1 protein-coding gene is annotated in these 644 nt (G+C 59.5%); it reads right to left on the bottom strand.

Going from position 1 to position 644, the window contains the following annotated elements; genetic code table 11:
- Positions 1-644, bottom strand: a 644-nt coding sequence (locus HZR81_RS23700; protein ID WP_500129406.1) for an EF-Tu C-terminal domain-related protein, incomplete at both ends; no start/stop codon positions are given.

Here is a 644-nt window from a genome sequence, read left to right as displayed (position 1 = left end):
TCGACGATCTTGGCAACCACGCCGGCACCAACGGTACGACCACCTTCGCGAATTGCGAAGCGCAGGCCGTCTTCCATGGCGATCGGCTTGATCAGGGTAACAACCATTTTCACGTTGTCGCCCGGCATCACCATCTCAACGCCTTCCGGCAGTTCGCACGAACCGGTCACGTCAGTGGTACGGAAGTAGAACTGCGGACGATAGCCCTTGAAGAACGGAGTGTGACGACCACCTTCTTCCTTGGACAGCACGTACACTTCAGCTTCGAACTTGGTGTGCGGCTTGATGGTGCCCGGCTTGGCCAGAACCTGACCACGCTCGACGTCATCACGCTTGGTGCCGCGCAGCAGGACGCCGCAGTTCTCGCCAGCACGACCTTCGTCCAGCAGCTTGCGGAACATTTCCACGCCGGTGCAGGTGGTCTTGGTGGTCGGACGCAGACCGACGATCTCGATCTCTTCCTGGACCTTGACGATACCGCGCTCAACACGACCAGTTACAACGGTACCGCGACCGGAGATCGAGAACACGTCTTCGATCGGCATCAGGAACGGCTTGTCGATCGCGCGAACCGGCTCAGGGATGTAGGTATCCAGAGTCTCGACCAGCTTCTTGACCGCAGTGGTGCCCAGCTCGTTGTCGTC

The organism is Pseudomonas sp. LM13 (genome assembly GCF_041381355.1).
GTDB classification, from domain to species: Bacteria; Pseudomonadota; Gammaproteobacteria; order Pseudomonadales; family Pseudomonadaceae; genus Stutzerimonas; species Stutzerimonas frequens.
The sequence above is the reverse complement of the archived record's forward strand: the minus strand, read 5'-3'. Positions and strand labels throughout refer to the sequence as shown.